At 65.7% G+C, this 23,476-nt stretch carries 24 protein-coding genes; 22 read left to right on the top strand and 2 right to left on the bottom strand.

Annotation, left to right across the window (positions count from 1 at the left end; translation table 11 throughout):
* The first annotated feature begins 61 nt into the window (after window positions 1-61).
* Both AAFG16_RS32775 and AAFG16_RS32770 read left to right on the top strand, forming a co-directional pair.
* Window positions 62-202, top strand: a complete 141-nt coding sequence (locus tag AAFG16_RS32775) for a hypothetical protein (RefSeq protein WP_283080600.1) — start codon at window positions 62-64, stop codon at window positions 200-202.
* A 123-nt stretch (window positions 203-325) separates the two neighbouring features.
* Window positions 326-1,582, top strand: coding sequence for a PAS domain-containing sensor histidine kinase (locus AAFG16_RS32770; RefSeq protein ID WP_342731948.1), 1,257 nt, complete (start codon window positions 326-328; stop codon window positions 1,580-1,582).
* 27 nt (window positions 1,583-1,609) lie between these two features.
* Here AAFG16_RS32770 and AAFG16_RS32765 read toward each other — a convergent pair whose 3' ends face one another.
* On the bottom strand, window positions 1,610-1,765 hold the full coding sequence (locus AAFG16_RS32765) for a hypothetical protein (RefSeq protein WP_260375704.1): 156 nt from the start codon (window positions 1,763-1,765) through the stop codon (window positions 1,610-1,612).
* A gap of 171 nt (window positions 1,766-1,936) precedes the next feature.
* On the opposite strand from AAFG16_RS32765, the gene AAFG16_RS32760 reads away from it, so the two are divergent.
* From AAFG16_RS32760 to AAFG16_RS32690, 15 genes are all read left to right on the top strand, one after another.
* Entirely contained in the window at window positions 1,937-2,512 is a 576-nt protein-coding gene (locus AAFG16_RS32760) for a cytochrome c oxidase subunit 3 family protein (RefSeq protein ID WP_342731943.1), read from the top strand.
* Between the two features lie 2 nt (window positions 2,513-2,514).
* The gene (locus AAFG16_RS32755; protein WP_342731941.1) at window positions 2,515-2,775 is read left to right on the top strand and encodes a cytochrome C oxidase subunit IV family protein; all 261 of its coding nucleotides are present in this window, start codon (window positions 2,515-2,517) and stop codon (window positions 2,773-2,775) included.
* A gap of 112 nt (window positions 2,776-2,887) precedes the next feature.
* Window positions 2,888-3,340, top strand: a complete 453-nt coding sequence (locus AAFG16_RS32750; protein ID WP_283080596.1) for a cytochrome c — start codon at window positions 2,888-2,890, stop codon at window positions 3,338-3,340.
* Window positions 3,341-3,393: 53 nt separating this feature from the next.
* Complete coding sequence (locus tag AAFG16_RS32745; RefSeq protein WP_283080595.1) at window positions 3,394-4,740, top strand: cbb3-type cytochrome c oxidase subunit I; 1,347 nt, start codon at window positions 3,394-3,396, stop codon at window positions 4,738-4,740.
* 60 nt (window positions 4,741-4,800) lie between these two features.
* Window positions 4,801-5,613, top strand: coding sequence for a CbbQ/NirQ/NorQ/GpvN family protein (locus tag AAFG16_RS32740; RefSeq protein ID WP_283080594.1), 813 nt, complete (start codon window positions 4,801-4,803; stop codon window positions 5,611-5,613).
* A 10-nt stretch (window positions 5,614-5,623) separates the two neighbouring features.
* Window positions 5,624-7,543: a VWA domain-containing protein gene (locus AAFG16_RS32735; protein ID WP_342731938.1), complete on the top strand. Its 1,920-nt coding sequence runs from the start codon at window positions 5,624-5,626 to the stop codon at window positions 7,541-7,543.
* 79 nt (window positions 7,544-7,622) lie between these two features.
* Window positions 7,623-8,288, top strand: a complete 666-nt coding sequence (locus tag AAFG16_RS32730; protein WP_342731936.1) for an HAD family hydrolase — start codon at window positions 7,623-7,625, stop codon at window positions 8,286-8,288.
* Window positions 8,289-8,292: 4 nt separating this feature from the next.
* Window positions 8,293-9,243, top strand: a complete 951-nt coding sequence (locus tag AAFG16_RS32725) for a sugar-binding domain-containing protein (RefSeq protein WP_283080591.1) — start codon at window positions 8,293-8,295, stop codon at window positions 9,241-9,243.
* A gap of 319 nt (window positions 9,244-9,562) precedes the next feature.
* The gene (locus tag AAFG16_RS32720; protein ID WP_342741011.1) at window positions 9,563-10,816 is read left to right on the top strand and encodes a sugar ABC transporter substrate-binding protein; all 1,254 of its coding nucleotides are present in this window, start codon (window positions 9,563-9,565) and stop codon (window positions 10,814-10,816) included.
* Window positions 10,817-10,911: 95 nt separating this feature from the next.
* Window positions 10,912-11,784, top strand: coding sequence for a sugar ABC transporter permease (locus tag AAFG16_RS32715; protein ID WP_342731932.1), 873 nt, complete (start codon window positions 10,912-10,914; stop codon window positions 11,782-11,784).
* 1 nt (window position 11,785) lies between these two features.
* Window positions 11,786-12,616 (top strand): carbohydrate ABC transporter permease, encoded by an 831-nt coding sequence (locus tag AAFG16_RS32710; RefSeq protein WP_283080589.1) that lies wholly within the window; start codon window positions 11,786-11,788, stop codon window positions 12,614-12,616.
* A 10-nt stretch (window positions 12,617-12,626) separates the two neighbouring features.
* Window positions 12,627-13,634: an ABC transporter ATP-binding protein gene (locus tag AAFG16_RS32705; RefSeq protein WP_342731929.1), complete on the top strand. Its 1,008-nt coding sequence runs from the start codon at window positions 12,627-12,629 to the stop codon at window positions 13,632-13,634.
* Window positions 13,635-13,653: 19 nt separating this feature from the next.
* Window positions 13,654-14,427 (top strand): SDR family oxidoreductase, encoded by a 774-nt coding sequence (locus AAFG16_RS32700; RefSeq protein ID WP_342731927.1) that lies wholly within the window; start codon window positions 13,654-13,656, stop codon window positions 14,425-14,427.
* A 40-nt stretch (window positions 14,428-14,467) separates the two neighbouring features.
* The gene (locus AAFG16_RS32695; RefSeq protein ID WP_342731925.1) at window positions 14,468-16,114 is read left to right on the top strand and encodes an FGGY-family carbohydrate kinase; all 1,647 of its coding nucleotides are present in this window, start codon (window positions 14,468-14,470) and stop codon (window positions 16,112-16,114) included.
* 5 nt (window positions 16,115-16,119) lie between these two features.
* Window positions 16,120-17,055 carry a carbohydrate kinase gene (locus AAFG16_RS32690; protein ID WP_342731923.1) on the top strand — a complete coding sequence of 312 codons (936 nt, stop codon included), beginning with the start codon at window positions 16,120-16,122 and terminating at the stop codon, window positions 17,053-17,055.
* A 6-nt stretch (window positions 17,056-17,061) separates the two neighbouring features.
* On the opposite strand, the gene AAFG16_RS32685 is transcribed toward AAFG16_RS32690, so the two are convergent.
* Window positions 17,062-17,949 carry a LysR substrate-binding domain-containing protein gene (locus AAFG16_RS32685; protein ID WP_342731921.1) on the bottom strand — a complete coding sequence of 296 codons (888 nt, stop codon included), beginning with the start codon at window positions 17,947-17,949 and terminating at the stop codon, window positions 17,062-17,064.
* 121 nt (window positions 17,950-18,070) lie between these two features.
* Here AAFG16_RS32685 and AAFG16_RS32680 point away from each other — a divergent pair, with 121 nt between their 5' ends.
* From AAFG16_RS32680 to AAFG16_RS32660, 5 genes are all read left to right on the top strand, one after another.
* The gene (locus tag AAFG16_RS32680; RefSeq protein ID WP_342741010.1) at window positions 18,071-19,492 is read left to right on the top strand and encodes an amidase; all 1,422 of its coding nucleotides are present in this window, start codon (window positions 18,071-18,073) and stop codon (window positions 19,490-19,492) included.
* An 84-nt stretch (window positions 19,493-19,576) separates the two neighbouring features.
* Window positions 19,577-20,527, top strand: coding sequence for an ABC transporter permease (locus tag AAFG16_RS32675; RefSeq protein ID WP_027558924.1), 951 nt, complete (start codon window positions 19,577-19,579; stop codon window positions 20,525-20,527).
* On the top strand, window positions 20,524-21,405 hold the full coding sequence (locus tag AAFG16_RS32670; RefSeq protein WP_342731919.1) for an ABC transporter permease: 882 nt from the start codon (window positions 20,524-20,526) through the stop codon (window positions 21,403-21,405). Before AAFG16_RS32675 ends, AAFG16_RS32670 begins: the two co-directional genes overlap by 4 nt.
* Before the next feature lie 2 nt (window positions 21,406-21,407).
* Window positions 21,408-22,421 carry an ABC transporter ATP-binding protein gene (locus AAFG16_RS32665; RefSeq protein ID WP_342731917.1) on the top strand — a complete coding sequence of 338 codons (1,014 nt, stop codon included), beginning with the start codon at window positions 21,408-21,410 and terminating at the stop codon, window positions 22,419-22,421.
* Window positions 22,418-23,422 carry an oligopeptide/dipeptide ABC transporter ATP-binding protein gene (locus AAFG16_RS32660; RefSeq protein ID WP_342731915.1) on the top strand — a complete coding sequence of 335 codons (1,005 nt, stop codon included), beginning with the start codon at window positions 22,418-22,420 and terminating at the stop codon, window positions 23,420-23,422. The genes AAFG16_RS32665 and AAFG16_RS32660 overlap by 4 nt, the downstream gene beginning before the upstream one ends.
* Window positions 23,423-23,476 lie beyond the last annotated feature (54 nt).

Raw genomic sequence — 23,476 nt, 5'->3', positions numbered from 1 at the left:
GATGACCATGATTTGGGGTCTAGATCCGGGGCCGAGCGGGGGCACGGGCAGGGCAGCACCAGTGGCGGCTCATATCCGCGAGATGACGGACGACGAATTTGAGGGGCGGCTTCGCATCCTCGTGCGCATCGTTTCCGTCTGCACCCTGGGGCTCTGGTCCTTTGCTGCAGGTTTGTTGATCGGGGCCTTTGTTCTGTTTTGAAAGTCGCTTCACGTCAAAGCCTCGGAACGAGAGGTGCCGGCGCGTCTTCTTGATCTAGATCAACCGGCAACCAGTTTCGCTCGAATTTCATGCGGTTGGCGCAAGGGATCGCGGGGAACCTGAGTGACGCGTACAGTGAGGTCATCGCCGGCTTCGGAGGTGATGCTGGTCTCGACGTTGCCGGCGTTGCAGCTGATCTACGACACCGCCCCGATCGGGCTCGCCTGTCTGTCACCGGACTGCCGCTACCTGCTGATCAACCAGCGCCTGACCGAAATCTGCGGCATATCCGTCGAGGGCCATCTCGGGCATACGGTCAGGGATTGCGTGCCAGCCTTGGCGGAGTCCGTCGAACAGATCGTCCGTTCGATCATGGAGACCGGCGAGCCCGTGATCGGCATCGAGGTGGCGGGGCAGCGGGCCGACCAGGTCGAGGAGCGCTCTTGGGTCACCTATTGGCATCCGCTGCGCATGCCGAACGACGAAATCGTCGCGGTCAACGTGGCAGCGGAGGAGATCACCGAGCGCAAGCGCGCCGAGCGGGAGATCCGCAGTGCCCGGGATGCCGCGGAGACCGCGCTTCGTCATTTGCGTGATATCCAGGACACTCTAATCGAGGCGGAAAAGCTGGCGGCGCTCGGGCGCATGGTCGCCGGTGTCGCGCACGAGATCAACACACCGCTCGGCAGCAGCCTGACGGTCGCCTCGACGCTCCAGCGCAAGGCCGAGCAGTTCGCCGCGGAGGTCGCGCGAGGCAGTCTCAAGCGTTCGACACTGACGGGCTTTCTGGAGCTGGTGGGCGATGCCTCTGCGCAGCTGGTCACCAATCTCGGCCGCGCCGCCGAACGGGTGCAGTCCTTCAAGCAGGTGGCGGCCGATCAGACCCAGTCACACCGGCGCGGCTTCGATGCGGGCGAATTGACCGGCCAGGTTCTCTCCCAGTTCGAGCGGCAGCTGCGCACGCGCGACATCACGCTCGGCCTGAGCTGCGAGCCAAATTTGGCCATGGACAGCTATCCCGGTCCGTTCGGTCAGGTGCTCACCAATCTCGCCGTCAACGCGATGACGCATGCCTTCTCCGGCAGCGGAGGAGGGAAGATCGACGTCTCGCTCCGCGCGGCAGGCCACAGGCATATCGAGCTGCTGTTTGCCGACGACGGTTGCGGCATGGCGCCCGACGTGGAGCGGCGGGCGTTCGATCCCTTCTTCACCACACGCCGGCATGACGGGGCGAGCGGCCTCGGCCTGCACATCGTGCACAGCATCGTCGTGGATCGATTGGGCGGACAACTCCGGCTCGAAAGCCAGCCCGGCGAGGGCACGCGGTTTCAGTTGGTCCTGCCGAGAACGGCGCCCAATCGGCGATCCGGCGCGAGCTGATCGCGCCCCCGATCCGCGGCGTCCGAATTATTGTGTCGTGAACAGCACCGTCGCGATCGCGACGGAAAGGCTCACCGCCGAGACCGTCGCGACCGTCGACAACACGCCCATGCGCCGGAGCGCGATGGCGAAGCCGATGATGATGGGTGTCGCGGTCATCAGCCCGATCTGTGCATCGCTCATGTCGTCGCTCGCCGCTCCCTGGGAATCCTGAGCCGGTTCGTACCGCGATCGAGCGAACCGGACATTGCGTCGGCGCAAACATCTCCGCCGGCGATCCCCAGTTTGTTCTGCAACAAATTCCGAACAGCACGGCTGAGCTAAGGCTGACTGGTGTCCTGATCCGGAAAGACGATGTCTGCGGCCGATTGCGAACAACAGGAAACTGGCTGGGGAATTTTGGAAGATCTCCCCGGCGATCCCATGATCTGGGTGCTGATCTTCAGCGAGCTCGTCGCCTTCGGCCTGTTCCTCGGCGCCTTCGTGGTGGCTCGTGCGATTCACCCGGCGGTGTTCGCGGCGGGGCAGGCCGCGCTGGATTCGAATCTCGCGGGCCTCAATACAATCGTGCTGGTGACCACCGGCTGGGCCGCGGCCCGGGCGACGAAATCCGCGCGGGCGAGCGAGAAGCGGACATCACGCCGCTGGCTCCTGATCGCGATGGCGCTCGGCGGCTTCTTCATCGCGATCAAGCTGGCTGAATATGCCGAGGAGATCGGGCGCGGCATTGGCTTGGAGACCAGCCCGTTCTTCACGCTCTACTTCCTGCTGACCGGCTTCCATCTCCTACATGTTGGTCTCGGCATCATCATCCTCGCCGTGGTCTGCCGCCGCGCCGAGACAGTGGGCGTCGAGACGGGCGCCGCCTTCTGGCACATGGTCGATCTGGTCTGGATCGTCATGTTCCCGATTCTTTATCTGGCGAAGTGACGATGCCGGATCGCCTCGACATCACCTGGATCGTGCTGATCGGCCTCGCACTCGCGACCATCCTGCTGCCGCCGCTGATGCCGCGTCCGCTGCTCGGCAACGCCGTGCTGCTGTCGCTGGCCGCCGTCAAGGGCCGCCGGATCGCGCTCGAGTTCATGGACCTCAGGGCGGTGCCCGCGGTGTGGCGCGGCCTCGTCAGCGTCTGGATCGTCATCGTGCTGCTGTTCGCCTGGCTCGCCTCCGCATTCGTCTCCCTGATCTGACGCGGTCGACGCGAGCGTTCATTGCGCCCCGACAAAGACCCGTCCGCGCTAACAGGCAAGATACAGCATCACCGCTTCCTCACGGCTGAATTCACAACGGAAAGGATTGGCAATGGCTGAACGCCTGACCAAGTCGGCGGCTCGAAACGTCTTCTACGGCGGCTCGGCCTTCTTCTTCGCCATCTTCTTAGGGCTGACGGCGCACAGCCACTACTACATGGCCACGACCTCGACGGATGCATCGACGCTGACGTCGTCGGTCGCGCGCGGCAAGCATGTCTGGGAGAAGAACTCCTGTATCAATTGCCACACGCTGCTCGGCGAGGGCGCCTATTTCGCACCTGAAGTCGGCAACGTCTGGGACCGCTGGGGCGGCAACGAGGATCCGGCCGCGGCGCGCGAGACGCTAAAGGCCTGGATGCAATCGCAGCCTTCGGGCGCGGAGGGGCGGCGGCAGATGCCGCAGTTCAACCTCACCGACCAGGAGCTCAACGACCTCGCCGACTTCCTGCAATGGACCAGCAAGATCAAGCGCCAGGAATGGCCGCCGAACAAGGCGGGCTAGCGCGCCTGTCTCTTTCAAGACCTTTGCCTCTTTCAAGACAGAGAGAACCCCAGATGAAATATCAGACCCAGAAAGTCGCGATGCTGTATTTCTACGGCGCGTTGACGCTGTTCCTGGCCCAGGTCCTGTTCGGCCTGCTCGCCGGAACCATCTACGTCCTGCCCAACACGCTGTCGGTCATCCTGCCGTTCAACATCGTCCGGATGATCCACACCAACGCGCTGATCGTGTGGTCGCTGATTGGCTTCATGGGCGCGACCTACTTCCTGCTGCCCGAGGAGACCGAGACCGAGCTGTACAGCCCGCTGCTGGCAAAGATCCAGTTCTGGATGTTTTTTGGCGCCGCTGGCGTGGCCGTGGTCGGCTATCTCTTCCACTACCATGAGGGCCGCGAATTCCTCGAACAGCCCTTCATCATCAAGGTCGGCATCGTCGTCGTCTGCCTGATGTTCCTGTTCAACGTCACCATGACGGCGCTGAAGGGCCGCAAAACCACGGTCACCAACATCCTTTTGTTCGGCCTGTGGGGCGTTGCGATCTTTTTCCTGTTCGCCTTCTACAATCCGGCCAACCTCGCCGTCGACAAGATGTACTGGTGGTACGTCGTCCATCTCTGGGTCGAGGGCGTCTGGGAGCTGATCATGGCCTCCGTGCTCGCCTTCTTGATGATCAAGCTCAACGGCATCGACCGCGAGGTGGTGGAGAAGTGGCTTTACGTCATCATTGGGCTAGCGCTGTTCTCCGGCATCCTCGGCACCGGCCACCACTTCTATTGGATCGGCGCGCCCGGCTACTGGCAGTGGATCGGCTCGCTATTCTCCACGCTCGAGGTCGCACCCTTCTTCACCATGGTGATCTTCACCGTGCAGATGACCTGGAAGGCCGGCCGCAAGCATCCAAACCGCGCCGCACTGTTGTGGTCGGTCGGCTGCTCGGTGATGGCGTTCCTCGGAGCGGGCGTCTGGGGTTTTCTGCACACGCTGTCCTCGGTGAACTATTACACCCACGGCACGCAGGTCACCGCCGCGCACGGCCATCTCGCCTTCTTCGGCGCGTATGTGATGCTGAATCTTTCCGTGATGGCTTACGCGATCCCGCAGATCAAGGGACGCGCGCCTTATAACCAGTGGCTCTCGATGGCGAGCTTCTGGATCATGTGCACGGCCATGATGACCATGACCTTCGCGCTGACCTTTGCCGGCGTGATCCAGGTCCATCTCCAGCGCGTGCTCGGCCAGAGCTACATGGACGTGCAGGATCAGCTCGCTTTCTTTTACTGGGTGCGGCTCGGCTCCGGCGTGTTCGTCGCGATCTCCGCGCTGATGTTCGTCTGGGCCGTGCTGGTGCCGGGCCGCGAGAAGCCGGTGACGATCCCGGCTGCGTTGCAGCCGGCCGAGTGAATGCGAAGGCGGCCGCGAACGTCGCGGCCGCCTTGTCAAACCGATTTTCGGAGAAGGATCATGAAAGCAGCTCTTCACGCCCTGGCGGCCCCCGCGCCCGAGCTCCCGGCCTATGTCGCAAGCGGCAACGAATGCGCGCTGTTCGAGCACGCCTGGCGGCATCGGCTGCCGGTGTTGCTGAAGGGGCCGACCGGCTGCGGCAAGACCCGCTTTGTCGCGCATATGGCGACGCGGCTGGGGCTGCCGCTCCACACCGTTGCCTGCCACGACGATCTCACCGCCGCCGATCTCACCGGCCGCTATCTCTTGAGGGGCGGCGACACCGTATGGACCGACGGTCCGCTGACGCGCGCGGTGCGCGATGGCGGCATCTGCTATCTCGACGAAGTGGTGGAGGCGCGCAAGGATGTCACTGTGGTGCTGCATCCGCTGACCGACGACCGCCGCATCCTGCCGCTGGAGCGCACCGGCGAGGAGATCGCGGCGCCGAGCAGCTTCATGCTCGTCGTCTCCTACAATCCCGGCTACCAGACGCTGCTGAAGGCGCTTAAGCCGTCGACGCGCCAGCGCTTCGTCGCCATCGAGTTCGGCTTCCTCCCGCCGGAGCAGGAGATCGCGGTGGTCGCGGCCGAGAGTGGGCTCGCGCCTGATTACGTGCGGCCGTTGGTGGCGCTGGCCGGCCGGCTGCGCGCGCTGAAGGGCCACGATCTGGAGGAGGGCGTTTCGACCCGTCTCGTCGTCTATTGCGCCACGATGATTGCAGCCGGGGCCTCGATTGCCGATGCCGTGTTGGCAGCCATGATCGAACCGCTGACCGACGACGCCGACGTCAAGACCGCGCTGCTCGACGTTGCGCGCGCCGTGATCTCCTGAAGGTGATGTGATGCTCGATTTCCTCGAGCTTGAAGAAACGGTCGGCCGGGCCTGGCATCGCCTGGTCGGCGGGACCGCGAGCTATCCTATTCATGCCGAGCACGCCGTGTCGCTCGCGGAGGTGCGCAGCCGGATCGCGATCATGTTTCGCGCGCTCGGCGGCGAGACCGGCGTGCAGATCGCCAGCGCGACTGCCCGTAGGGCGGGGCATCGGCTCGGCTGGCGCCAGCGCATCGGGCTCGGCGACGAGCGGCTGGAGCAGCCGGGGCGCGATGCCGCGACGATCTTCCTGCCCGACAGCATCGCGATCTTCGCCGACCGCGAACTGAACGCCGCGCTGTACCGCTGGCTCGCGGCGTGGTTCGCGTTTGCGTCTAGTGAGGCGATCGTGGAGGCCGATCCGCTGCGGCGCGATCTCTTGATGCTGCGGCGCGCCAGCGAGATCGCGGTGCTGGTGCTCACCGAATGTCCGGGCCTTGCACAAGAGTACGGCCGGCTGGCCGCGGCCACCGCCATGGCGCGGCCGCATCGCCCGTTGCCACGGATCGAGCAGGACATGGAGCAGATCGTGCTCGCTCTGCTTGGCGCTGATGTGCCACCTGAGGGCAAGCTGTGGCCGGCGATGATGGGGACGGGAGCGCTGCCGGACAGCGCGCCGCCGGGCTATCGCTCGATTCTGCCGTGTCCGCTCTGGGGCGATTGCTGGACGCGCGCGCTGTCGCCGGCCACTGCGGGCGAGGACGAGGGCGCGCCGGCCGCGGTGCCGGCAGACCAGGACAATCGCAAGCGTTTCGCCGTGCGCGAGCGCGGGGACGGCGCCAGTCGCCGCGATCCCTTCGTGCTCAACCGTTTCGAAAAGATCCTTGCCATGGCCGAGATGGTCAATGTCGACCGTCCGGCCGACGACAGTGAGGACGAGGATGCGCAGAAGGCAGCCGACGACCTGGAAGAGATCACGCTCACCCGCCGCAGCGGTAAGCCGGCGAGCCGCCTCAAATTCGATCTCGATTTGCCGCCGGAAGCGCTCGATGCCTCGCGGTTGAACGCGGACCTCTCCTATCCCGAATGGGATTATCGCAGCGGCTCCTATCTACCCGATCATTGCCGCGTGCTCGCCGCACCAGCTTCCGAAACAGGCGAAATCTGGACGCCCGACGAGACCATACGCCGGCACATCCGCCAGGTCCGCCGCCGCTTCGAAATCCTGCGGCCGCGTCACGAATTGATGCGTGCGCAGGCCGACGGCCACGATCTCGACCTCGACGCGCTGGTGCGTGCGCGCTGTGATCTGCGCGCCGGCGGCAATGGTGCCGGTCTTGATCGCGTGCATATGGCGATGCGGCCGCAAGGCCACGATCTCGCGGTCACGCTGCTGGTCGACGTCTCGCTCTCGACCGATGCCTGGGTCAATGGCTATCGCGTGCTCGACGTCGAGAAGGAGGCGCTGCTCGTGCTCGCCCATGGCCTGTCGGCCTGCGGCGATCACCACAGCATCCTGACCTTCACCTCGCGCCGGCGCTCCTGGGTGCGGCTCGAAACGGTCAAGGCGTTCGGCGAACCGATGAGCGGCGCGGTCGAGCGCCGCATCGGTGCGCTCAGGCCGGGCTATTACACCCGGATTGGCGCCGCGGTGCGCCATGCCTCCGCCGGGCTTGCACGCCAGCCGCAGCGCAAGAAGCTGCTGCTCGTCCTCACCGACGGCAAGCCGAACGATGTCGATCATTACGAGGGACGCTTCGCGGTCGAAGACACCCGCAAATCCGTGCAGGAGGCGCGGCGGCTCGGCATTGCGGCCTTCGGCGTCACGGTCGATGCTGCCGCGCAATCCTATTTCCCGACGCTGTTTGGCCGCAGCGGCTATGCCACCGTCGGCAATATCAGACGGCTGCCCGCGGCGCTGCCGGCGATCTACCGGCAGGTCGCCCATTGAACGACCAGGGCAAGCCCCGCCGCGCCATGTTCCCGGGTGAACTATTGCTCAGGAGATGGGTATATGATCGAATGGCCGGATGGACTACATCCGGCCGAAGCCCGATCTGATCATCTTCGACTGCGACGGCGTGCTCGTCGACAGCGAGCTGTTGAGCTGTCAGTGCCTGTCCGACGAGCTGTCCGTATCGGGGATATCGCTGACGCTCGCGCAGGCGCTCGAGCTGTTTCTCGGGCGAAGCACCAGCGCGGTCACCCAGCATTACCGCGAACTCGGCCAGATGGTGCCGGTCGACTTTCCGCTGCGGCTGAAGGCGCGCGTGCTGACCGCCTTCGCGAAGGCGCTCCGTCCGGTTCAGGACGTCGATACCGTCCTGTCCGACCTGCGCGTGCCGCATTGCGTGGCCTCCTCGAGTGATCTCGATCGCGTCGCGCTGTCGCTGAAGGTGACGGACCTCGCGCCGTATTTCGGCAACCAGATCTACACCGCGCAAATGGTCGAACGTGGCAAGCCGGCGCCTGATCTCTTTCTCTACGCGGCCGACAAGATGGGCGCGGAGCCTGCGCGCACGCTGGTGATCGAGGACAGCGTCAGCGGCGTGCAGGCAGGCAAGGCGGCCGGCATGACAGTCTGGGGATTTGTCGGCGGCAGCCATTATCTGGAGCGGGACGGCCGCGCTATACTATCCGACGCCGGAGCCGATCGGGTCTTCGCGCAGATGAGCGACTTTTGGAAGGAGGCGTGACGCCTTGGCTGGCGAGAACGACAAGTCGAGGCTGGACGATGCGGCGCGAGCCGGCTGGCTCTATTTCATTGCCGGCCACACCCAGGACGAGATCGCAAAAATGCTCCAGGTCTCGCGCGCCTCGGCGCAGCGGCTGGTCTCGCTGTGCCTCGCTGAACGTCTCATCACCTTCCGGCTCGAACATCCCATCGCGGCCTGCATGGAATTGGCCGCACGGCTGAAGGAGCGATTCGATCTCGTCCATTGCGAGGTGGTGCCGGCCGATCCCGCGGCGCCGCAGGCCACCGCCGGCATCGCCGAGCGTTGCGCCAATCTGCTGGACTCCACGCTGCGCTCGGAGACGCCGGTGATCGTCGCGCTCGGCACGGGGAGGGCGGTGCGCGCCGCGGTCGAGCGCGTCACACCCATCGACCGGCCCAATCACCAGATCGTCTCGCTGGTCGGCAACATCTCCGCCGACGGCTCGGCGAGCTTCTACGACACCGTCGGCCGGCTCGCCGACCGTACCGGCGCGCGGCATTATCCGATGCCGCTGCCGTTCCTGATGTCGTCCGAGGACGAGCGCAACAAGATGGTGCGGATCGAGCCGATCGCGAAGGTGAAGGCGGTCGCGGCCAAGGCCGACTTGCGCCTCGTCGGCATCGGCCAGATGGACCAGAAGGCGCAGGTCCACATCGACGGCTTCGTCACCCGCGACGAGTTGTTCGAGATGATGCGGTTAGGTGCCATCGGCGAGATCACCGGCTGGGCCTATGATGCCAAGGGCCGCCTGCTCAAGGCCGGCACCAACAAGCGCCTCACCAGCATTCCGCCGGAAGTGCCGACCAAGACCACGACCATCGGCGCCGCCGTCGGGGCCGCCAAGGTGCCGGCGATCGCGGCAGCGCTGGACGGGCGGCTGATCAACGGCCTGATCACGGACGAGGCGACCGCAAGGGCGATCCTGGAGCGGTAGCGGCGCTCCTCTGTTTCCACATCGTCATGGCCGGGCTTGACCCGGCCATCCACGCCTTTCCTACCGCACTAAGAACGTGGATGCCCGGGACAAGCCCGGGCATGACGACCTCATGTGAAAATCACCTCCCTCCACTCCCGCACCGCAGCACTCATAAGTTGCGCGAACACCCGCGCGCCTTCTTGACAACCGCCGCCCCTGGGTTGAACATACGCCCAACGCGTGAGCATATGCTCAAAAGCGCGAGCTTAGGGAGGTCACCGTGAAACGATTCCTCGGCGCCGTCTGCGGCGCGTCTGTCCTGCTGGCCGTCCCCGCGATGGCCGAAACCACCCTGACGATCGCCACCGTGAACAACGGCGACATGATTCGCATGCAGGGGTTGACCGGTGAGTTCACCAAGAAGAACCCGGACATCTCGGTGAAATGGGTGACGCTGGAGGAGAACGTGCTGCGCCAGCGGGTCACCACCGACATCGCCACCAAGGGCGGCCAGTTCGACGTGCTGACCATCGGCACCTATGAGGTGCCGATCTGGGCCAAGAAGGGCTGGCTGGTGCCGCTCGCCAATCTCGGCGCGGATTATGACGTCGCCGACCTCTTGCCCAGGATCAAGGATGCCGTCTCCGTCGACGGCAAGCTCTACGCCGCGCCGTTCTACGGCGAGAGCTCGATGGTGATGTACCGCACCGACCTGTTCGAGAAGGCCGGCCTGAAGATGCCGGAGAAGCCGACTTGGGACTTCGTCATCGACGCCGCCAAGAAGCTCACCGACAAGAGCGCCGGCGTCTATGGCATCTGCCTGCGTGGCAAGGCCGGCTGGGGCGAGAACATGGCGTTCCTCTCGGCGATGGCCAATTCCTACGGGGCGCGCTGGTTCGACGAGAAGTGGGAGCCGCAGTTCAATACGCCTGAATGGAAGACGACGCTCACGACCTACGTCAATCTGATGAAGGAGGCCGGCCCCCCCGGCGCGAGCTCGAACGGCTTCAACGAGAATCTCGCGCTGTTCAACGCCGGCAAGTGCGCGATGTGGATCGACGCGACGGTCGCGGCGTCCTTCGTCACCAACCCCAAGGATTCCAGGGTCGCCGACAAGGTCGGCTTCGCGCTCGCGCCCAACACCGGGCTCGGCAAGAACGCCAACTGGCTGTGGGCCTGGAATCTCGCGATCCCCGCCGGTTCGAAGAAAACCGAAGCCGCCGAGAAGTTCATCGCCTGGGCGACCAGCAAGGACTACACCAAACTCGTCGCATCGAAGGAGGGCTGGGCCAACGTGCCGCCGGGCACGCGCACCTCGCTCTACCAGAACGATGAGTATCTGAAGGTCGCGCCGTTCGCCAAGCTGACACTGGCCTCCATCGACGCGGCCGATCCGAACAAGCCGACGGTGAAGCCGGTGCCTTATGTCGGCGTGCAATACGCCGCGATCCCTGAATTCCAGGGCATCGGCACGCAGGTCGGCCAGCAGTTCTCCGCCGCGCTCGCGGGCTCGACCAGCGTCGATGCGGCGCTCTCCGCCGCGCAGTCCTCCACCGAGCGCGAGATGAAGCGCGCCGGCTACATCAAGTGAACCCGAGCTCTTCCTCCTGAGCTCAAACTAGCGGCCATCCACCAGCCCAGCCCCGGTTGGATGGCCGCCTTCTTCCCCCAGAGGAGACCTCAGGAATGGCAACCCGGCAGACGCAATTCCTTGCGCGGTCGCTCCTGACCCCGGCCGTCGGGCTGCTGTTCATCTGGATGATCGTTCCGCTCGCGCTGACGATCTATTTCTCGACCCTGCATTACAGCCTGCTCGATCCGGGCTCGGAATCGTTCGTCGGGCTGGAAAATTTCCGCTACTTCCTCACCGATCCCGCCTTCCTCGCCTCGCTCCAGAACACCCTGGTGCTGGTCGGCTCGGTACTGGCGCTGACCATCCTGCTCGGCATTCCGCTCGCGCTGCTGCTCGACCAGCCCGTAGTGGGGCGCAACTTCGTGCGGCTGATGGTGATCGCGCCGTTCTTCGTGATGCCGACGGTGAGCGCGCTGGTCTGGAAGAACCTCTTGATGCACCCGGTCTCCGGGCTGTTCGCCTGGCTCGCCTCGCTGGTCCATTTGACGCCGATCGACTGGTTCAACGACGTGCCGCTATTCTCGGTGATCCTGATCGTGGCGTGGCAATGGCTGCCGTTCGCGACGCTGATCCTGCTGACCGCGTTGCAATCGCTCGACGAGGAGCAGAAGGAAGCCGCCGAGATGGATGGCGCCAGCGCGGTCTCGACCTTCATCTACATCACGCTGCCGCATCTGGCGCGGCCCATCACCGTGGTGATCCTGATCGAGACGATCTTCCTGCTCACGGTGTTCGCCGAGATCTACGTCACCACCGGCGGCGGGCCGGGCCTGCAGACCACCAACATCGCCTTCCTGATCTATTCGCAGGCGCTGATCCAGTTCGACGTCGGCAGCGCCTCGGCGGGCGGCCTCGTTGCTGTCGTGATCGCCAACATCGTCGCTTTCTTCCTGGTCCGCATCGTCGGCCGCAATTTGGAGGCCTGACATGGCACGGATGGCGACGACGCAGCGGGTGGTGGTCTCGACGATCGGGGCGTGGTTCTTCGGCTTCCTGATCTTCTTCCCGATCCTGTGGATGGTGCTGACAAGCTTCAAGACCGAGCTCGAGGCTTTTGCCATTCCGCCGTCCTTCCTGTTCTTCCACTGGACCACGGAGAACTATGCAACGGTGCAGGAGCGCAGCGACTATTTCCACCACGCGATGAACTCGATCATCATCGCCGGCGGCTCGACCTTGATCGCGCTGTTGATCGCCATTCCCGCGGCCTGGTCGATGGCGTTCTCGCCGACCAAGCGCACCAAGGACACCCTGCTCTGGATGCTCTCGACCAAGATGATGCCGCCGGTCGGCGTGCTCGTACCGATCTACCTGATCTTCAAGAATTTCGGCCTGCTCGATTCCCGCATCGGCCTCGTCTTCATCCTGTGCCTCGGAAACTTGCCGATCGTGATCTGGATGCTGTTCACCTATTTCAAGGAGATCCCGCGCGACATCCTCGAAGCCGCGCGCATGGACGGCGCCACGATTGGCCGCGAGCTGGTCTACGTGCTGACGCCGATGGCGATTCCGGGGCTCGCCTCGACGCTGCTGCTCAACCTGATCCTCGCCTGGAACGAGGCGTTCTGGACGCTCAATCTGTCGACCTCGAATGCCGCGCCGCTCACGACATTCATCGCCTCCTATTCGAGCCCGGAAGGGCTGTTCTGGGCAAAGCTGTCGGCGGCTTCGACGCTGGCGATCGCGCCCATTCTCGTCCTCGGTTGGTTCAGCCAGAAGCAGCTCGTGCGCGGGCTCACCTTCGGCGCGGTGAAGTAAGGGGGCTGCGATGGGTCAGATCACACTTCAGGGCGTGCAGAAATCCTTCGGCCCCGTGCACATCATCAAGGGCGCCGATCTCGACATCGCCGACGGCTCCTTCGTCGTCTTTGTCGGTCCCTCCGGCTGCGGCAAGACCACGCTGCTGCGGCTCATCGCCGGGCTCGAAGACGTCACCGGCGGCGCCATCCTGATTGACGGCAAGAACGTCGTCGACACGCCGCCGGCCAAGCGCGGGCTGTCGATGGTGTTCCAGTCCTACGCGCTCTATCCGCATATGAGCGTGCGCGGCAATATCGGCTTCGGCCTGAAGATGGCGGGATTGCCCAAGGACGAGATCAACCGCAAGGTCGAGGCGGCGGCCGCGACGCTGAACCTGACGCCCTATCTCGACCGTAAGCCGCGCGAGCTTTCCGGCGGCCAACGCCAGCGCGTTGCGATTGGCCGTGCCATCGTCCGCGAACCCAAGGGGTTCCTGTTCGACGAGCCGCTCTCCAACCTCGACGCCGCGCTGCGCGTGCAGATGCGCATCGAGGTGACGCGGCTCCAGAAGCAGCTCGGCACCACCGCCATCTACGTCACCCACGACCAGGTCGAGGCCATGACCATGGCCGATAAGATCGTCGTGCTCAACGCGGGCAAGATCGAGCAATACGGCTCGCCGCTGGAGCTCTATGAACGGCCTGCCAATCTCTTCGTCGCCGGCTTCATCGGCTCGCCCAAGATGAACTTCGTCACCGGTGAGCCTGCATTGCAGAAGGGGGCGGCAACGATCGGCGTGCGACCGGAGCATCTGAAGATCGAGCGCGATGGCGGAGGCGGCTGGCAGGGAACGATCTCGGTCGCCGAACATCTCGGCAGCGACACCTTCCTGTATGTCGATGCGGGCCCGCTCGGCATGCTGACGGCACGCTACATCGGCGAACTAAGTCTGCATGCCGGCGACCGCGTGTCGCTGGTGCCGGACCCCGCGCGCATCCACCGCTTCGACCAGAGCGGGAACGCACTTCGCGGCTAACAAGAAACGGAAGACCACCATGTACCTGGAAAAATTCAAGCTAAACGGCAAGACCGCGTTCATCACCGGCGGAGGGCAGGGCATCGGCCTCGGCTGCGCCGAGGCACTGGCCGAAGCCGGCGCAAAGGTGATCATCGGCGACCGCGACAGCAAGGTCGCCAGTGACGCAAAAGCCGCCCTGAAGGCCAAGGGTTTCGACGTCGAGACCGCGATCATGGACGTCACCGACACCAAGCGGGTGGCGGAGGTCGCGAACGACATGGTCGCTCGCCACGGCAAGATCGACATCCTCGTCAACAATGCTGGCATCGCGCGCAGCGAGACGCCGGCCGAGACCGTCACCGACGAGCACTGGCTCAACGTCATCGACGTCAATCTCAACGGCACCTTCTGGTGCTGCCGCGAGTTCGGCAAGCACATGCTGAAGGCGAAAAGCGGCGCTATCGTCAATGTCGGCTCGATGTCCGGCTTCATCGTCAACAAGCCGCAGGAGCAGTGCTTTTACAATGCCTCCAAGGCCGGCGTGCATCACCTGACAAAGTCGCTCGCCGCCGAATGGGGAGCGCGCGGCATCCGCGTCAACGCGGTAGCGCCAACCTATATCGAGACGCCGCTCAATGCCTTCGTGAAGAGTAACCCCAAAATGTACGACGCCTGGATCGGTGGAACCCCGATGGCGCGGATGGGGCAGGTCGAGGAGATTGCCTCCGTCGTGCTGTTCCTCTCCTCGGAGGCCGCGAGCCTGATGACCGGCAGCATCGTGCTGGTGGATGGCGGCTACACTTGCTGGTAGGCTCACCGTCAAAACCGACGGAAAGCGACCGGGAGCGACCATGCCGCGAGCGTATATCGGCGTCGACGTGGGAACCACGAGCACGCGGGCAGGGGTGTTCGACGAGGCCGGCACGCTGCTTGCGACCGCGCGGCATCCGATCCGGATCTGGCACGAGGCCGGCGATATCGTCGAGCAATCGTCCCGGGACATCTGGGAGGCCTGCGTCAAATCGGTGCGGGCGGCGATGGCGGAAGCCGCGATTGCGCCCGACAGCGTCGGCGGCATGGGCTTTGATGCCACCTGTTCCCTGGTCGTCCTCGATAAGCAGGGCGAGCCGCTCACGGTCAGCGCCTCCGGTGAGGCGCAGCGCAACGTCATCGTCTGGATGGACCATCGCGCCATCGCCGAGGCACGGCTGATCAACGAGACAGAGGACGTCGTGCTGCGCTATGTCGGCGGCTCGATCTCGCCCGAGATGGAGATGCCGAAGCTGCTCTGGCTGAAGCGGCATTTGCGCGCGAGTTTTGATGGCGCCGGCCACTTCTTCGATCTGGCGGATTATCTGACCTGGCACGCCACCGGCTCGCTCCAGCGCTCCACGTGTACCGTCACCTGCAAGTGGAACTATCTTGCCCATGACGGCGGCGGCTGGAGCGCGTCGTTCTTCAAGCGCATTGGGCTTGCGGATTTCGTCAACGAAAAATACGCCCGCATCGGCACCGAGATCGTCGCGCCCGGCACCCGCCTCGGCGAAGGGCTCACCCCGGCCGCTGCGGCTGATCTCGGCCTGTCGCCGGGCACGCCGGTCGGCGCGTCCCTGATCGACGCCCATGCCGGCGGTATCGGCGCGATCGGCGGCCGCGACGGCTCGGGCGGAACGACGGATGTCACCGATCGCCTCGCCTATATCATGGGAACGTCGGCCTGCATCATGGCGACGACGAAGCAGCCGTGCTTCGTGCCGGGCGTGTGGGGCCCTTATTATTCCGGCATGGTGCCGGATTTCTGGCTCAACGAGGGTGGGCAGTCGGCCGCGGGCGCTGCGATCGACCATCTGCTCAAATCGCATCCCGTCCACGCCGAAGCGAACGCGGCGGCGCGGAGCGAGGGTCTCGACCTCATCGACTTCCTCGAGCGCCGCATCATCGCGCGCGCCGGCAGCGCCAGTCGCGCCGCGCTGCTCGCCCGCGACGTCCATGTCCTCCCTGAATTCATCGGCAATCGCTCGCCCTACGCCGACCCAGACACCCGCGCGGTGATCGCCGGCCTCGATCTCGACACCGATATCGGTTCGATGGAGCGGCTGTTCATCGCCGGCCTGTGCGGGCTCGCCTATGGCCTCGCCGAGGTGATCGAGGCCTTTGCCGCGCACGGCGTTCATTCCAGTCTGATGATCATGGGCGGCGGCGCCAGTCGCAGCCCGCTGGTGCGGCAGATCATGGCCGACACCACAGGTCTCGCCGTCGCGCTGCCGCAGACAAAAGAGCCGGTGCTGCTGGGCGCGGCGATGTTAGGCGCGGTCGCCGGCGGCGCCTATGCCTCGATCGGCGAGACCATGGCAAAGATGTCGGCGCTCGGAGGCAAGAGCGAGCCGACGACGCCCGACATGGCCGCCTTTCACGCCCGCAAGCGCGAGGTCTACAAGCTGCTGCGCGAGGTCGATCGCGGCAGCCGCGCCGCGATGCGCGATATCGCCAAAGGTTGAAACTGATGTTGATTTCTTGCGGCGATGCGCTGATCGATTTCGTCCCGACGCGAAACGCTGCCGGGCGCGAAGCGGTGATGCCGGCCGTCGGCGGCTCCTGTCTCAACGTCGCGATCGGCATGGCGCGGCTGGGCGCGCCGACCGGCTTTGTCGGCGGCGTCTCGACAGATCTGTTCGGACAGATGATCGCAGATCATGCCGCGGCGTCCAACGTCCAGCTCGATCTCGCCACACGCAGCGATCACCAGACCACGCTTGCGTTCGTCCGCATCGTCGCCGGCGAGTCGCATTACGCCTTCTACGATGCCGGGACCGCGACGCGGAACTGGAGCTACCGGCGCGGCACAATTCCCTTCGCGGACATCGAGGCTGTCCATGTCGGCTCGACGACGCTGGTCAACGACAAGGGCGCGGCCGAGACCGAAGCGTTGATCGCTGATGCGCAGGCCTCGTCGACCATCTCCTTCGATCCGAACTGCCGGCCCAATCTCGTCAAGGACAAGCCGGCCTATGTCGCGCGCATGATGGCGTTCGCTGCCAGCGCCGATCTCATCAAGATGTCGGATGTCGACTTCGCCTATCTGTTCGGCGAGGAGTCTTATCAGCAGCGCGCGGAGATGCTGCTCGGGCAGGGGACGCGTCTCGTCGTCCTCACCCGCGGCAAGGATGGCGCGGTCGCCTGGCACGCGGGCGCAGGGCAGATCGAGGTCGCAGCGCCCAAGGTCGAGGTCGCCGACACCATCGGCGCCGGTGACAGTTTTCAGGCGGCGCTGCTGTTTGCCCTGCACAAGCAGGGCCGCATCGCCCGCGACAGGCTGAAGGACATCGGTGCCGACGAGCTTCGCCGCGCGTTGTCCTTCGCCGCCAACTGCGCTGGGCTGACTTGCACCCGTCCGGGCGCCGATCCGCCCTGGAGCCATGAGGTGACGTGGAGCGTCTAACTCGCGTCACAGCCGCGCTACGGCCTTTTCGGCACATTTGAGAAAGGTGCGGATCAGCGGACTGTGCGAGTCGCGCCGCCAGCAGACCGCAATGTCGATGGAATCGGTCGCATCCCGCAGCGGCCGGAACACGATGCCGCGTGGTGCGCCGAGCTGCGCGCAGGCCGGCAGGATCGCAAAACCTTCGCCGGCGAGGACGAGGCTCATCGCCGAATGCACCGTCTCCACCCGGCTCGCGATCGGCATCACCACCTGGTGCCGGCGCAGCAAGGCCACGACGGCCGAGGAGGCGGGGCCATGGTCGGGATGCGGGAGCGCGATCAGCGGACGGCCCTGCAACCTCGCCATCGGCACGGAGCTCAGGCGGGCGAGCGGCGAGGTGGTCGGCATGACCAGCATGAAGCGCTGCGCGCCGATCCGCGCCACCTGGATCTCGGGATGGTTGATCGCGGGCATGCACAACGCGACCGTGACGCTGCGGTCGAGCAGCCGCGCCTCGCGGGTCGAGGCGCTGAGCTCGGCAAAGTCGAGGTCGACGCCGGGAATCGAGCGGCGCAGCTCGGGAATGAGCCGCGGCAGCATCGCATTGGCCAGCACGAACATGTAGCCGACCGACAACCGCCCGCGCCGCCCCGAGGCGACCGCGCGCGCGGCTTCGATGCCGTCGGCCGCCAGCGCCAGCGCTTCCCCGGCGCGCGCCAGCAGCGCCTGGCCGGCCTCGGTCAGGTCCATGCCGTGCGTGCCCCGGCGGAACAGCGGCGCGCCGACCTCGGCCTCGAGCTTGCGGATCTGCACCGAGAGCGGCGGCTGCGCCATCCGCAGCCGCTCGGCGGCCTTGCCGACGCTGCGCGCCTCGGCGACCGCGACGAAATAGCGAAGCCGGCGGAGATCCATTGGCATACCGAAAACGTATGGGTTGATGTCCAAAAGCGTATTGGACGGCGAGTTAACAAAACTGTCATTCTCGCTGTCAATGCCCGCCAACGGTGGCGGGCTTTCGGAGCGTGATGTGACGATGAACGGCGATCCCTGTCTCCTGTCCGCAACCGAGCTGCGCGGCCTCATCGCCGCCAGGAAGATTTCGCCGGTCGAGGTCGTCAGTGCCGTGCTCGCGCGCGCCGAGGCGCTTCAGCCGGAGCTGAACTGCTTCATCACGATCTGCGGCGACGAGGCGATGGCGGCGGCGCGCGAGGCCGAGCGCAAGGTAATGGCCGGCGAGCCGCTCGGCTTGCTCCACGGCATCCCCGTCACCGTCAAGGACATCGTCAACACGCGCGGCGTGAAGACCACCTTCGGCGCCGTTCCCTACAAGGACAATGTGCCTACGGAAGATGCCGCCGCGGTCGCAAAGCTGCGCAGTGAGGGCGCGATCCTGATCGGCAAGACCACGACGCCGGAATTCGGCAGCAAGTGCCTGACCGACTCGCCGCTGTTCGGCCGCACCCGCAATGCGTGGGACGCGCGGCGTTCCTCCGGCGGCTCCAGCGGCGGCGCGGCGGTGGCGGTAGCGAGCGGCATCGCGCCGCTCGCGATCGCCACCGATGGCGGCGGTTCGACGCGGATTCCCGCTGCCTGTAACGGCGTGATAGGCCTGAAGCAAAGCAACGGCGTGATTGCGCACAGCCAGGCGCTCGACGCTTTCGGCAACCAGACCTATGTCACGCCGACGACGCGCTCCGTCGCCGACACCGCGCTGATGATGCAGGCGATGGCGGGTGAGGATGCCTGCGATCCCTGGTCGATCGGCGTGCCCGTGCCCGATTTCGTCGGTACGGCCGCGCCGCGCGGCGACCTGCGCCAGCAAAAAATCCTATACTGCCTGACGCCGCCGGGCCGCCCGGTGTCCGCCGATGTCGCGGCCAGCTTCAAGGCGAGCCTCGATCGGCTGGCGGGCCTTGGCGCCGAGCTCGAGGAATTCTCCGGCGAGGGATTTGACATCGAGCCGATCTGGCGCGCGATCAACCACACGGTCTGGCGCACGCGCTTCACCAAGCTCGTGGCCGAACATGGCGACGCGTTGAGCGAGGCCTTCGTCAAGCAGGTCGCGCTTGCGACCCATGTCAGCGGCGTCGACTATCAGGAGGCAATGTTCGCGCGCACCGCGCTGTTCCGCCGCGTGCAATCGCTGCTTGCGCGTGGGCATCTTCTGGCGATGCCGACGCTGACGCGCACCGCGCTGCCGATCGAGCAGGACCTGTTCGGCACCATCGAGATCGACGGCAAGCTCTTCGACAGCGTCCGCCCGCACTGGTTCCCCTGGACCATGCCGTTCAACATGACCGGACACCCCGCGATCAGTCTGCCCTGCGGCTTCGGCCGTGACGGCCTGCCGATCGGGCTCCAGCTCGTCGGCCGCTTCCGCACTGACGCAGAATTGCTGCGCGTCAGCGCGCTGTTCGAGGCTTCAACCGACCTTCTGTCCCGCCGGCCCGGCTGAGGTGAGGACCATGCCGCAAAGGACTTGCGTTGGCCGCCCGGACATGTTGATCGTGCCCCGGATGAGCCCCGAACCTGAACGCGCATGAGCGTATTTGTCCTTCGACGTGTCCTGACCTTGTTGGCGACGCTGGTCGGCGCATCCGTGATCATTTTCCTGGTGCTGGACGCGCTGCCGGGCAATGCCGCGCAGATGCTGATGGGCGCCGACGCCTCGGCCGACGCAGTGCGCGCGCTCACCGTCAAGCTCGGGCTCGACCAGCCACTGGCGGTCCGCTATCTGCAATGGATCAAGGGTCTCTTCGTCGGCGATCTCGGCAACAGCTACGTCTACGGCACGCCGGTCGCGAGCCTGATCGCGGAGCGGCTGGTGCTGACCATCCCGCTCGCGATCATGTCGATGCTGATCACGGTGACGCTGGCGCTGTCGGCCGGCATCTACACTGCCGCCAACCACAACAAGCTCGGTGACGTCGGCGTGATGTCGCTGACGCAAGTGGGCATCGCGCTGCCGAATTTCTGGTTTGCGATTCTGCTGGTGTTGTTGTTCTCGGTGCGGCTGCAATGGCTTTCGGCGGGCGGCTTTGCCGGCTGGGAGGACGGCATCTGGCCGGGGATCAAGTCGCTGCTGCTGCCGGCCATCTCGCTGGCGGTGGTGCAGGCCGCGATCCTAGCGCGGGTGACGCGCTCGGCCGTGCTCGAAGTGCTGCGTGAGGATTTCGTGCGGACGGCGCGCGCAAAAGGGCTCGGCAAGCGCGAGGTGCTGTGGCGGCACGTGCTGCGCAACGCCATGATCCCCGTGATGACGGTGATGGGCCTGCAATTCGCCAATCTGCTCGCCGGCACCATCGTGATCGAGAACGTGTTCTATCTGCCGGGCCTCGGCCGGCTGATCTTCCAGTCGATCGCCAACCGCGACCTGATCGTGGTGCGCAATTGCGTGATGCTGCTCGCGGCCATGGTCGTCGTCGTGAACTTCGTGGTCGACGTGCTCTATGCCTTCATCGATCCCCGGATCAAGGTCCACGACCTGTGAGCGCGCCCCTGACCATTGACGCGCCGCCGCACCGACTGCCGGCCAAGACCTTCTGGGGCCGTGCACTGCGCCATCGCAGCTTTGTGCTGGGTGGTGCGCTCAGCCTGCTGGTGCTGGCCTCCGCGCTGCTGTCGCTGGTGTGGACACCATGGTCTCCGTACGAGATCGATATTGCCTCGAAACTGCGGCCGCCGTCGGCGGCGCACTGGCTCGGCACCGATTCCTTCGGCCGCGACATCCTCTCGCTGCTGCTCGCCGGTGCCCGCTCGACCATCCTGGTCGGCATCATCGCTGTCAGCATCGGTCTCACCTTCGGCGTCTGCCTCGGCCTGATCGCGTCGGCCAAGCGCGGCTGGACCGAAGAGATCATCATGCGCTTCTCCGACTTCACCTTCGCCTTTCCGGCCGTGCTGTCGGCGATCATGCTCGCCGCGGTCGCGGGGCCGGGCATGGTGACCTCGATCGTGGCGATCGGCATCTTCCAGATCCCGACGCTGACGCGGTTGACGCGCGGCTCGGCCAACGCGATCTGGGCGCGCGAGTTCGTGCTGGCCGCGCGCGCCTCGGGGAAGGGTAAATTCCGCATCACCATCGAGCACGTGCTGCCAAATATCCTGTCGATCCTGATCGTGCAGGTGACCATCCAGTTCGCGCTCGCGATCCTTGCCGAGGCTGCGCTCTCCTATCTCGGTCTCGGCACGCAGCCGCCGCAACCGTCCTGGGGCCGCATGCTGAACGACGCGCAGACGCTGCTGTTCCAGTCGCCGATGCTCGCGGTCTATCCGGGTGCGGCGATCGCGATCGCCGTGCTCGGCCTCAATCTGCTCGGCGATGGCTTGCGCGATCTGCTCGATCCCAGACTGGCGCGGGAGCGGTGACGATGGGCGAGGGCGCAAACATGCCGCTGATCGAGGTCGCCAATCTCGGCGTCCGCCTCAACACCAGCCGCGGCCCGGCACAGGCCGTGCGCGGCGTCAGCTTTGCGCTCAAGCGCGGCGAGACGCTGGGGCTCGTCGGCGAATCCGGCTGCGGCAAGTCGGTCACCGCGCTGTCGCTGATGGGGTTGTTGCCGGACAGTGCCGTGGTCACCGGCAGCATCAAGCTGGACGGCGGCGAGCTCGCGGGACTGTCGGATGCGGAGTATTGCCGCCTGCGCGGCAACCGCATCAGCATGATTTTTCAGGAGCCGATGACCGCGCTCAATCCGATGCATACGATCGGCCATCAGGTTGCCGAGCCGCTGCGGCGTCACAAGAAATATTCGGCGGCACAGGCGCGCAAGGAGGCGATCGCCTTGCTCGACCGCGTCGGGCTGCCCGATCCGGCGAGGCGCGTTGATGCCTATCCGCATCAGTTCTCCGGCGGCCAGCGCCAGCGCGTCACCATCGCCATGGCACTCGCCTGCGAGCCTGATCTCTTGATCGCGGACGAGCCCACAACCGCACTCGACGTCACCATCCAGGGCCAGATCCTCGATCTCATCGCCGATCTCGTCGAGGAGCGCGGCATGTCGATGATCCTGATCTCGCATGATCTCGGCGTCATCGCCGAGAACGTGCAGCGCATGATGGTGATGTATGGCGGCACCGTGGTCGAGAGCGGCCCGACCAACGAGGTGTTCCGCCGCATGGGACATCCCTACACGCAGGGCCTGTTCCGCGCCCGCCCCAAGCTCGGCGCGCGCAAGGGCACGCGGCTGACGACGATCTCGGGTACCGTGCCGGAGCTTGCCGATCTGCCGGCCGGCTGCACCTTCGCCGATCGATGTCCGCTCGTGATCGATGCCTGCCGCGCTGCGCTGCCGTCAGTGGTGGATGTCGGACCCGGACATGGCGTTCGTTGCATCAGGACCGACGTCTCCATGGCTGCGAATGTCGGAGCGCTGTCCGCATGAGCACCGCGCCGCTTCTCGACGTCCGGGATCTCGAGCAGCGCTACATGCTGCCGCGCGAAAGCCTGTTCCGCCCGCCGGGCGAGGTGCGCGCGCTCAACGGCGTCAGCGTGACGGTCGCGGCCGGCAAGAGCCTCGGCATCGTCGGCGAGTCCGGCTCCGGCAAGTCTACCTTCGCGCGCGTCGTGATGGCGCTGGAGCGGCCGACATCGGGAGCGGTCACGCTGCTCGGCCGCGATCTCAACCGCATCCCAGCGGACGAGCTGCGCCGCGCGCGCCGCGACTTCCAGATGGTGTTCCAGGATCCGTACGGCTCGCTCGATCCGCGCCAGACCATCGCCCGCATCGTCGCCGAGCCGCTCACCGTGCTGGAAGGCGCCGACCGCACCACCTTCCGCGCACGCGTTTCGACGGTGCTTCGGCAGGTCGGCTTGCGCGATGCCGACATGGACAAATATCCCCACGAATTCTCCGGCGGCCAGCGCCAGCGCATCGCGATCGCGCGTGCACTGATCACGCAACCAAAACTGATCGTCGCGGACGAGCCGGTCTCCGCGCTCGACGTCTCCGTGCAGGCGCAGGTGCTCAACCTGATGCAGGATCTGCAGGAGCAGTTCGGCCTCAGCTACATCCTGATCAGCCACGACCTCGCCGTCGTCGATTATCTCTGCGACGAGGTCGCGGTGATGTATCTCGGCCGGATCGTGGAGCAGGGACGTCCCGAGGATCTGTTCGAGCGCTGTGCCCATCCCTATACGCGGGCGCTGCTGGATGCCGTGCCCCGGGCGCGTGCCGGGGGCGGCCGGCGGCGGCGCGGGGCGCAGGTGATCGCCTCGCAATCGGCGGCTGCAACGGGGTGCCCCTATGTGGCGCGCTGTCCGCTTGCCGACCAGCATTGCCGCGAGGTTCCGCCCTTGCTACGCAAGGTGGGCGAGGGGCACCTTGCCGCCTGCCACAAGGCGGAGGCGGTGATGGCGTTGCCGCAGGCGGCTATACAAGGTTAGTGTCCGCCGCAGGATTGGCGTAGGCTCAAAGAAAGCAGGCCGGGGAGTTACGAG

Origin of the sequence: Bradyrhizobium sp. B117 (genome assembly GCF_038969555.1) — a bacterium.
GTDB lineage: Bacteria > Pseudomonadota > Alphaproteobacteria > Rhizobiales > Xanthobacteraceae > Bradyrhizobium.
The sequence above is the reverse complement of the archived record's forward strand: the minus strand, read 5'-3'. Positions and strand labels throughout refer to the sequence as shown.